The organism is Candidatus Methylomirabilota bacterium (assembly GCA_036005065.1).
Taxonomy (GTDB): Bacteria; Methylomirabilota; Methylomirabilia; order Rokubacteriales; family DASRDR01; genus DASYQW01.
On record DASYQW010000314.1, the window covers coordinates 1 to 9501 of the forward strand.

Annotated in this window: 8 protein-coding genes; 6 read left to right on the top strand and 2 right to left on the bottom strand. The window is 71.8% G+C overall.

The features are described 5' to 3' along the window. The 6 genes from VGW35_21325 to VGW35_21350 all read left to right on the top strand — a co-directional run. The coding region (locus VGW35_21325; protein ID HEV8310213.1) for a sigma-54 dependent transcriptional regulator at positions 1–831 on the top strand (831 nt) is incomplete at its 5' end. Positions 832–1247: 416 nt separating this feature from the next. Continuing rightward, positions 1248–1586 carry a P-II family nitrogen regulator gene (locus tag VGW35_21330; protein HEV8310214.1) on the top strand — a complete coding sequence of 113 codons (339 nt, stop codon included), beginning with the start codon at positions 1248–1250 and terminating at the stop codon, positions 1584–1586. A 31-nt stretch (positions 1587–1617) separates the two neighbouring features. Continuing rightward, positions 1618–4689 carry a bifunctional [glutamate--ammonia ligase]-adenylyl-L-tyrosine phosphorylase/[glutamate--ammonia-ligase] adenylyltransferase gene (gene glnE, locus VGW35_21335; protein HEV8310215.1) on the top strand — a complete coding sequence of 1024 codons (3072 nt, stop codon included), beginning with the start codon at positions 1618–1620 and terminating at the stop codon, positions 4687–4689. Beyond that, positions 4689–7286, top strand: a complete 2598-nt coding sequence (gene polA / locus VGW35_21340; GenBank protein HEV8310216.1) for a DNA polymerase I — start codon at positions 4689–4691, stop codon at positions 7284–7286. The genes glnE and polA overlap by 1 nt, the downstream gene beginning before the upstream one ends. Before the next feature lie 153 nt (positions 7287–7439). Then, positions 7440–7979 (top strand): YceI family protein, encoded by a 540-nt coding sequence (locus VGW35_21345; GenBank protein HEV8310217.1) that lies wholly within the window; start codon positions 7440–7442, stop codon positions 7977–7979. A 177-nt stretch (positions 7980–8156) separates the two neighbouring features. Next, positions 8157–8999, top strand: coding sequence for a PhzF family phenazine biosynthesis protein (locus VGW35_21350; GenBank protein ID HEV8310218.1), 843 nt, complete (start codon positions 8157–8159; stop codon positions 8997–8999). Between the two features lie 9 nt (positions 9000–9008). Here the strand turns inward: VGW35_21350 and VGW35_21355 are convergent, their stop codons facing one another. Both VGW35_21355 and VGW35_21360 read right to left on the bottom strand, forming a co-directional pair. After that, complete coding sequence (locus VGW35_21355; GenBank protein ID HEV8310219.1) at positions 9009–9359, bottom strand: DUF5615 family PIN-like protein; 351 nt, start codon at positions 9357–9359, stop codon at positions 9009–9011. A gap of 15 nt (positions 9360–9374) precedes the next feature. Further along, positions 9375–9488 carry a hypothetical protein gene (locus VGW35_21360; GenBank protein HEV8310220.1) on the bottom strand — a complete coding sequence of 38 codons (114 nt, stop codon included), beginning with the start codon at positions 9486–9488 and terminating at the stop codon, positions 9375–9377. Positions 9489–9501 lie beyond the last annotated feature (13 nt).

The window sequence follows — 9501 nt, forward strand, 5'->3', positions numbered from 1 at the left end:
GCGCTGCACGAGCGGTCGGCGCGCCACGAGGGGCCGTTCGTGAAGATCAACTGCGCGGCGCTGCCGAAGGACCTCATCGAGTCCGAGCTGTTCGGCCACACCAAGGGCTCGTTCACGGGCGCCACCACCGAGAAGGTCGGCCTGCTCGAGGAGGCGCACAAGGGCTCGCTGCTGCTGGACGAGATCACCGAGATGCCGGTCGACCTGCAGGCCAAGCTCCTGCGCGTGCTCGAGGAGCGCGTGGTGCGCCGCATCGGCGCCGCCAAGTCGATCCCCGTGGACTTCCGCCTCATCTCCTCGAGCAATCGCAGTCCCGAGCAGGCTGTGAAGGAAGGCCACCTGCGCCAGGACCTCTACTTCCGCATCAACACGGTGGCGATCGAGATCCCGCCGCTGCGCGAGCGCCGCGAGGACCTGCCGATCCTCGTGCAGGCCTTCCTCGGGCGCTACAGCGCCAAGCACGCGCGCGTCATCGACTCGATCGAGCCGGAGGCGTACCGGCGGCTGCTCGCCTACCAGTGGCCCGGTAACGTGCGCGAGCTGCAGCACGCCATCGAGCGCGCCGTGCTCGTCGCCCACGGGCGCGAGATCACGCTGGGCGACCTGCCGGAGTCGTTGCAGCACGGCGCGGGTGACCACGGACCGGCGGGCTCGATCGCGCCTTCCGAGGTGCCGTCGGGCTCGCTGGAGGAGATCGAGCGCGCCTCGATCCTCAAGGCGCTGGAGGCCACGCGCTGGAACAAGCAGGCCGCGGCCGCACTGCTCGGCCTGCGGCGGCCCACGCTCTATTCCAAGATGCGCAAGCACGATATTCCGCAGCGCCGAGCGTAGGGTCTGCTCACATGGGGGGCCTCGAAGGGCCCCCCAAGCCCCCCATTTTCTCTCGGCAGCGCCCCGGCGTAGCCGTGGCGCTCCTCGGGATTGGCCGGAGTTCTTTCGTGACGACCCAGCCGGGGAAGTGCGGCCGCCGTCCAGACCTGGATGCCCCGAAACGCTGCAGCGTGCCGTCGGAGCCGAGGCGCTCTCGGGGGCGCTCTTCGAAGACGCGGGCCTCGATAGACTCCTCGTCGTGATGTTCCCATCCTCTTCGAATTCCCGCCTGAAACGTGAGCATGCGGAGGTTCGTTGCCCAAGGTTTGAGCAGTAGCGTCGGCCTCGCCCGCGGTTGATTTCGCTGATTTTCGGCCGGTTCCGGGCGGTGGGGGTTCGGCATGGGCGTTGCTCGGCGAGCGGTCGGGAGGGTCGCGATGAAAAAGATCGAGGCAGTCATCAAGCCGTTCAAGCTCGATGACGTCAAGGAAGCGCTCACCGAGATCGGGGTCATCGGGATGACGGTGATGGAGGTCCGGGGGTTCGGCCGGCAGAAGGGCCATACCGAGCTCTATCGGGGCTCCGAATACACGATCGACTTTCTGCCCAAGGTGAAGGTCGAGATCGTCGTGCCCGACCACGTCGTGGCCAAGGTGGTGGAGACGATCATGGCGGCCGCCAAGACCGGCTCCATCGGCGACGGCAAGGTGTTCGTCCTCCCGGTGGAGGAGTCCGTCCGCATCCGGACCGGCGAGCGCGGAGAGGAGGCGATCTAGACCGCCTCCGCCCTCGGACGCGGACCGTCGGATGAGCCCCGAGACCCTCCCGTTTCCCCCCACCGCCGACCTCCTCGACCCCGCCGTCCCCGAGCCCACCGGCCTGCCGGCTCTGGCCGAGCTCGGCTTCGCCGACCCGATCGGCGCCCTCCGGAACCTCCGGCGCCTCGCCGAAGGCCCGCGCCAGCGGGAGCTGCTTGCCGCCGTCTTGCCGCGTCTCCTCCGTCACCTCGGCGCCGCCGCCGACCCCGATATGGCGCTCAACAACCTCGAGCGCCTGGCCGCCGTCGTCATGGACCGGGTGGTCCTCTACACGCTCCTCTCCGACCACCCCGACGCCATGCAGGTGCTCGTCACCCTCGCCGCCACCAGCCAGTTCCTCGCCGACACCCTGGTCCGCTCGCCCCAGATCGTGCCCTGGCTCCTCGACCCGCGGGTCATGGAGCCCCGGCCGCGCGAGGCGATGCGCGAGGAGATCGCGGGGGCCGGCCGGCCGTTCCGGACCGAAGAGGGGCGTGCCAACGCGCTCCGGCGCGTCAAGCGGCGAGAGCTCTGCCGGATCGGGCTGCGGGACATCCTCGGCGACGCCGACCTCGTGACGACGACGCAGGAGCTCTCGAACCTCGCCGACGCGTGCCTCGAGCAGGCCTGGGCGATCGTCGAGCCGGGGCTGACCGCGCGCTTTGGCATCCCGCAGCACGGGCCCGGTCTCCCGACCGCCTTCGCCATCATCGGGCTGGGCAAGCTCGGCGGCGAGGAGCTCAACTACTCGTCCGACATCGACCTCTGCTTCGTCTACGAGGCGGAGGGCGAGACGGCGGGCCCCGAGGTGGTCCAGAACCGTGTCTTCTTCGCGCGGGCCGCCGAGCGCATCCTGGCGGTGCTGACGACGATGACGGAAGAGGGCGCCGTCTACCGCGTGGACCTGCGGCTGCGGCCCGAGGGGACCGGCGGCCCGCTCGCCTTGCCGCTCGCCGGATACCGGCAGTACCACGAGACCCGCAGCCTCTTGTGGGAGCGCCAGTCCCTCATCAAGGCCCGCCTGGCGGCCGGGGACGAGCGCCTCGGCCGGGCCTTCCTCGAGTTCTGCCGGGGGATCGCCTACCGGCCCGGGATCGAGCGCGAGGCGGTGAGCGAGATCCAGGCCGTGAAGTCGCGGATCGATCGCCTCCTCCGGGCCCGGGGCCGACACGAGCGTCACGTGAAGCTCGGGGTCGGCGGGATCCGCGAGATCGAATTCCACATCCAGGCGCTCCAGCTCCTCTACGGCGCCCAGGACCCCTGGCTCCAGGAGCGGAACAGTCTTCGCGCGCTTCATCGCCTGGCCGAGCGCGGCTACCTGTCGTGGGAGGAGTCGGGGCGGCTCGCCCGCGCCTACCGCTTTCTCCGCACGGTGGAGCACCGCCTCCAGCTCCTCCACGCGCTTCAGACCCACACGCTTCCGGGTGACGCCGTCGAGCTGGGCAAGCTCGCGCGCCGGCTCGGCTACGCGGGGGATTATGCGACGGCGGGGGCGCGCTTCCTCGCCGACTACGACGCGACCCGGCGCGGCGTCCGGGCGGCCTTCGAGGAGTTCTTCGAGGCGCCGCCCCTCCGCGCGCCAGGGCCGCCCCCATCGGATGGGAGGGCGCTACAGGCGGTGGGCTTCGCCGACCCCGAGCGCGCCCGCCAGAACCTCCGGCTGCTCTGGGAGGGGCCGCCGCTCGTGCCCGCGCCGCAGGCCGTCCGGACCGTCCTGGCCACGCTGCTGCCGGCTGTTCTGGAGGCGCTTCGGGGTGTGCCCGATCCCGATGGGGCCCTCAACGCCCTCGAGCGCTTCGTGGCGGCGGCGGGTCCCCGGACGGCGTACCTCGCCCGGCTCGCCCAGGACGGCGCCCTCCTGCGGCGAGTGCTGACGCTCTTCGTCCGCTCCGACCGCCTCGCCCAGTCGCTCATCACGCGGCCCGAGCTCCTCGACGAGCTGGCCGATCCGGCGAGCCTCACCCGGCGTCCCGCCAGCCGCCTTCGCGCCGCCTTCGCCGCCTTCGAGCCGCCGGGCCTCGACGCGCCGGACCGGCTACGCCTCTTCAAGCAGGCCGAGGAGTTGCGCATCGGCTGGCAGGACGTGGCGGGCACGCTCTCGGGTCCGGCCGTCTCCTGGGCCTTGACCGAGCTGGCCGAGGCGTGTCTCGGCCTCGCCTGGGACTGGGCCGAGACCGAGGCGATGGGCCGGTTCGGGGAGCCCGTGGCGGCGGGGGCGCCGGTCCCGGCGCTGGTGGTGGGGATGGGCAAGCTCGGCGGCCGCGAGCTCGACTACGGGTCGGACCTCGACGTGGTCGTGCTCTACGCCGCGGACGGCCAGACCAAGGGACCGGAGGTCGTGCCGGCCCACGTCTACTTCGACTGGCTCATCGACCGGCTCTTCGCGCTGCTGACCGCCATCACCCGCACCGGCCAGACCTTCCGCGTGGACCTCCGCCTCCGACAGGGCGGCAAGGGGACGGCGCTCGCCCATTCGCTCGCCTCGCTCGACCTCTACCTCGAGCGGGAGGCGGCCCTGTGGGAGCGCCAGGCGATGGTGAAGGCCCGTCCCGTCCGCGGCGACCGCGCGCTCGCGCGGGCGTTCCAGGCGATCCGGCGCGCGCGCGTCTTCGCTCCGGGGCTCTCGGAGGCCGAGCGGGCCGAGATCCACCGGGTCCGGATGCGCATGGAAGTGGAGCTCGGACGGGAGCGCCCGGGGCGCACCCATGTGAAGTTCGGCGCCGGCGGCCTCGTGGACATCGAGTTCCTGACCCAGGTCCTCCAGCTCACCCACGGCGCGCGCCACGGCGCCCTGCGGACGCCGTCGACGCGCCGAGCGCTCCGGCGGCTCGGGGACTTCGGGCTCCTGCCGGCCGACACGGTCGAGGCGCTGCTCGCCGCCTACGAGTTCCAGAAAGGGCTCCTGCGCTCGCTCCGGCTGGCCCAGGCCCGGCCGCCGGACTGTCTGCCGGCCGCGGGCCAGCTCCTCGCCCGCCTCGCGCGCGAGGCCGGGCTCGAGAGCGGGCGCGCGCTCCTCGAGCGATACCGGGACGTGGCCGGCCAGGTGCGGACCCATTACCTGACGGCGGTGAGGCGCGCGTGATGGCGGAGACCCTCTACCTGGTCGACGGGCCCTCGTACCTCTACCGCGCTTACCACGCCATCACGCATCTGTCCACGTCGCGGGGGGTGCCGACGAACGCGACCCTCGGCATGACGCTGATGCTCTGGAAGATCCTGCGCGAGGAGCGACCGACCTACATGGGCGTCGCCTGGGATGCCCCGGGTCCCACCTTCCGCCACCAGCAGTTCGAGGGGTACAAGATCCAGCGTCCCGGCATGCCCAAGGACCTCGTCGACCAGCTTCCCTGGATCCGGACCACGCTCGAGGTGCTCGGGCTCCCCGTCCTCGAGGTCCCCGGCTTCGAGGCCGACGACATCCTGGCGACGGCCGTCCGGCGTCTCGGCGACCAGCCGGTCGAGCTGGTCCTGGTCACCGCCGACAAGGACGCGCTCCAGCTGGTCGGGCCCAAGGTGACGGTGCTGTCGGTGCTCGGCCGGACCGGGGAGCGGATCGTCTACGACACCGCGAAGGTCCTCGAGCGGTGGGGCGTGCCGCCCGAGAGGATCCCCGACGTCCTCGGACTGATGGGCGACGCCATCGACAACATCCCCGGCGTCCCCGGCGTGGGCGAGGTGACCGCGCAGAAGCTCATGCGGCAGTTCGGGAGCCTGGAGGCCCTCTACGGCAACCTCGCGGTGGTGACCGGGCCCAAGCTCCGGGAGACGCTGGCCCGGTATCGTGACCAGGCCTTCTTCTCGCGGCGGCTGACGGTGCTCGACGCCGAGGTCGCCGTCGAGATCGACATCGAGCGCTTCCGCGTCCGCGATCCCGCCTGGGAGCGGCTCCGCGCCCTCTGGACCGAGCTCGAGTTCTCGAATCTGCTCCGCCAGCTTCCCGCGCGGGCCGTGACGATCCCGACGGCCGAGGTCCCGCGCGTGGAGGAGGCGGGCTGGCGGGCGTGGCTGGCGCGGGCTGGCGAGGCGATCGCGCTCGAGCCGGTGCTGATCGGGAGCCCTCCGGACCAGACGCTCGTCGGCCTCGCCGGGTACAGCCCCGAGGCGGGCCCCGCCTATGTCCCGGGCTTCCCGGCGCTCCCCGCCGCCGGCCGGCTCGTCGGCCACGATCTGAAGGCGCTCTGCGGGGTCGCCTGGACCCGCGGCCCGGCGCTGGCCCCCGAGCGGCTCGAGGACACGGCCGTCGCCGCCTACCTCCTGAACTCGGGCCGCGCGGGCTACCCCCTCGAGGAGCTCTGCCTGGAGGCGGTCGGGAAGACGCCCCCGGGCCCGCTGGCCGCCCTCCTCGAAGGCCGCGCGCCGGCCGACGCCGACCCGGGGCTCCTCGCGGCCTGGGCCGGTGCGCGGGCGGAGGGCGTGTGGCATCTCTGGGTCTGCCAGCGGCCGCTGCTCGAGCGCGACGGCCTCGATCGGCTCTACCGGGGGCTCGAGGTCCCCCTCATCCCCGTCCTGGCCGCCATGGAGGCGGTCGGGATCGGAGTGGCGCCCGAGCGCCTCGGCGTCCTCGCCAAGGAGCTCGAGCACCAGCTCGACGCCCTGCTCCGGGACATTCACGCGCTCGCCGGGGAGGCCGTGAACCCGAACTCCCCGAAGCAGCTCGCCGTCGTGCTCTTCGAGAAGCTCAAGCTGCCACCGGTCAAGCGGACCAAGACGGGCTACTCCACCGACGTCGACGTCCTGGAGGAGCTGGCCCTCGGCCACCCGCTCCCGCAGAGGATCCTCGAGTACCGCCAGCTCAGCAAGCTCAAGGGGACGTACGCCGACGCGCTGCCGGTCCTCGTGCACCCCCGCACGGGGCGCATCCACACCTCGTTCAACCAGATGGTGGCGGCGACGGGGCGGCTCAGCTCGGCGGGACCGAACCTTCAGAACATCCCCATCCGCAACGAGCTGGGCCTCCGCATCCGGCGCGCGTTCATCCCCGAAGCGGGCTGGCGCTTCCTGGCCGCCGACTACTCGCAGATCGAGCTCCGGATCCTCGCCCATCTCTCGGGCGAGGAGGCACTGCTCGAGGCATTCCGTCGGGAGGAGGACATCCACACCCGCACGGCGGCCGAGATCCTGCGCGTATCGCCGGCGGACGTCACCCCCGAGATGCGGCGGCTGGCCAAGGTGGTGAACTTCGGCGTCCTCTACGGGATCTCCGGCTTCGGCCTGGCCCAGGCCGCCAGCATCGCGCGGGAGGACGCCCAGCGGTTCATCGAGGCCTATTTCGCCGCCCACCCCAAGGTCCGCGCCTACATCGAGCGGACCCTCGCCGAGGGGCGCGAGCGCGGCTACGTCACGACGCTCCTCGGCCGCCGGCGGTATCTGCCCGAGCTCACCGCGCGCAACGCCGTCGCCCGGGGCGGGGCCGAGCGGATGGCCGCCAACGCGCCCATTCAGGGGACGGCCTCCGACATCATCAAGCTCGCCATGGTGCGCCTGGCCGAGGCGCTCCAGGCCCGGGGGCTCCGGACCCGCATGCTCCTCCAGGTGCACGACGAGCTCCTGCTGGAGGTCCCCGAGGCCGAGCGCGCGGCGGTGCGGGCGCTGGTCCCCGAGATCATGGAGTCGGTGATGACGCTGGAGGTGCCGCTCCGGGTCGACGTGAAGGAGGGGCTCGACTGGGCGGAGGTGTGAGTTGAACTCGGAGGGGAGCTGTGCCCCCCTCCGATTCCTCCCCCCGGAGGTCGCGCGGGCAAAGCCCGCGCTCGGAGCGGAACATCTGGGGGCCGGGTGGTCAAGTACGAGCGCAACGGCCGTACACCGCGGATTTTTTCAAGGAGTGTGAGGATGGCGCGCTGGGTGTTCAACGAGGCGCACACGGCCGCGGAATTCTGCGTGCGGCACATGATGATCACGTACGTGCGGGGCCACTTCAAGAACCTCCGGGGCACGCTCACGTTCGACGCCGAGCACCCCGCCGAGGCGCAGGCCGAGGTGACCATCGACGCCGGGACCCTGTGGTCAGGGGAGCCGGAGCGCGACGACCACCTCCGGAACGAGGACTTCCTCGACGTCGCGCGGCATCCGACGATCGGCTTCCGCACCACGCGGGTCGAGCCGGTGGCCCGCCACGAGTACCGGGTCAGCGGCGACCTGACGATCCGCGGGGTCACCCGGCCCGTCACGCTCGACGTCCGGTATCTGGGGCAGGGCCGGTCGCCGTTCGACGACACGCGGATCGGCTTCACGGCCACCACCCGGATCAACCGGTACGACTTCGGGGTGAGCTGGAACGCCGACATGAAGGATCGTGGGGTCGTGGTCGGTGACGAGGTGCTCATCACGCTCGACGTCGAGGCGGAGGCCGTGGAGGAACCGCCCGCGTAGACAATGGGAGGGGGCCTCCGCGGCCCCCTCCCAGGCCCACCCCCGACCTCTCGGGCTGGGTGGGTGGGCCCGCGGGCAAAGCCCGCGCTCGGAGCGGAACACCAACCGTGGACGGTTGGGCGAGCCGTTGCGCGTGGTTACTCCGACAAGCGCGTAGCCGACGCCGGGAGGCGAAGGGTGCCCGAGTTCCGGTACGTCATCTGCGACGTCTTCACCCGGGAGCCGCTGGCCGGGAACCCGCTGGCCGTCTTCACCGACGCCCGCGGGATCCCCGAGCCATTGCTCCCGCGACTGGCCCGCGAGATCAACTTCTCGGAAACCGTCTTCGTCTTTCCGCCCGAGCGCGGCGGCCACGTGCGGATCCGCATCTTCACGCCGGCCAGCGAGCTGCCCTTCGCCGGCCACCCGGTGCTGGGGGCCGCCTTCGTGCTGGCCGCGCCCCTGCAGCTTCCGGAGATCGTCCTGGAGACGGGCGCGGGGCGCGTCCCGGTCACGCTCGAGCGGGAGGGCCCGCGGATCACCTTCGGCCGGATGACGCAGCCGATCCCGTCCGTCGAGCCGTTTCCAGCGGCCGGGGCCTTGCTCCAGGCCCTCGGCGTCGAGCGCTCGGAGCTGCCGATCGAGCTCTACAGTAACGGCCCGCGGCATGTCTACGTGACGCTCGCCGGCGAGGGCGACGTCGCCCGGCTCACGCCCGATTTCGCCGCGCTCGCCCGGCTCACCGCGGCGACCGCCAACTGCCTCGCCGGCGCCGGGCGGCGCTGGAAGACGCGGGCCTTCGCGCCGGCGCACGGGATCGCCGAGGATCCGGCCACCGGCTCGGCGGCGGGGCCGCTGGCCTGGCACCTGGCGCGCCACGGGCGGATCGGCTTCGGGGAGGAGATCGAGATCGCCCAGGGCGCCGAGATCGGCCGCCCCAGCACGCTCTACGCCCGGGTCGAGGGCTCGCGCGAGCGGGTCGAGCGGATCGAGGTCGGCGGGGCGGCGGTGGTGGTCGCCCGCGGCGAGTTCCGGCTCTGACGTCCGCCGTTATCCTTTTCTGCGCAGACGGATTCTGCCGGGCTCGAGCACGATGAGGTTTCCCGAGATCTCCTGGTCCGACAGGCTCTGTATCGCAGCCAAGACCGTGCGATTCAGAGTGGCGGTGAGCACATCATTGGGCAAGCGGGCGACGACGACCCCTGCGTGAGAGCCGAGTGGGAACCGCAGGATGTTGCCGAATCCGAGGTCCGCGGTCAGGAGAACGAGACCGCGAGACGTCGCGTACCGGAGAACCTCGTCATCTGAGGATCCTCGAAGGCCCACGTCGCGAATATCCTCGGCATAGATTCCCGCTTCGCGGAACGTTGTCACCAAGGAGCGAGGGAGATCCTCATCCACCACGAATCCAAGCATCTATGGGACGGCCCGGATCTGCTCCTCGCCGAGCGAGCGCGCCGCGTAGGCGAGCGCCGCCAGCACATCCTCTCGCTCGACGCCGTACTCGTCGCTTACTTGCTCGACGCTCATGCCACTCGCAAGC

What these genes read in the sequence shown, in the direction of transcription:
- glnE (HEV8310215.1), top strand. Translation starts at nt 1,618, where the DNA reads ATGAGCCCCGAGACCCTCCCGTTTCCCCCCACCGCCGACCTCCTCGAC.
- VGW35_21330 (HEV8310214.1), top strand. Translation starts at nt 1,248, where the DNA reads ATGAAAAAGATCGAGGCAGTCATCAAGCCGTTCAAGCTCGATGACGTC.
- polA (HEV8310216.1), top strand. Translation starts at nt 4,689, where the DNA reads ATGGCGGAGACCCTCTACCTGGTCGACGGGCCCTCGTACCTCTACCGC.
- VGW35_21345 (HEV8310217.1), top strand. Translation starts at nt 7,440, where the DNA reads ATGGCGCGCTGGGTGTTCAACGAGGCGCACACGGCCGCGGAATTCTGC.
- VGW35_21360 (HEV8310220.1), bottom strand. Translation starts at nt 9,488, where the DNA reads ATGAGCGTCGAGCAAGTAAGCGACGAGTACGGCGTCGAGCGAGAGGAT.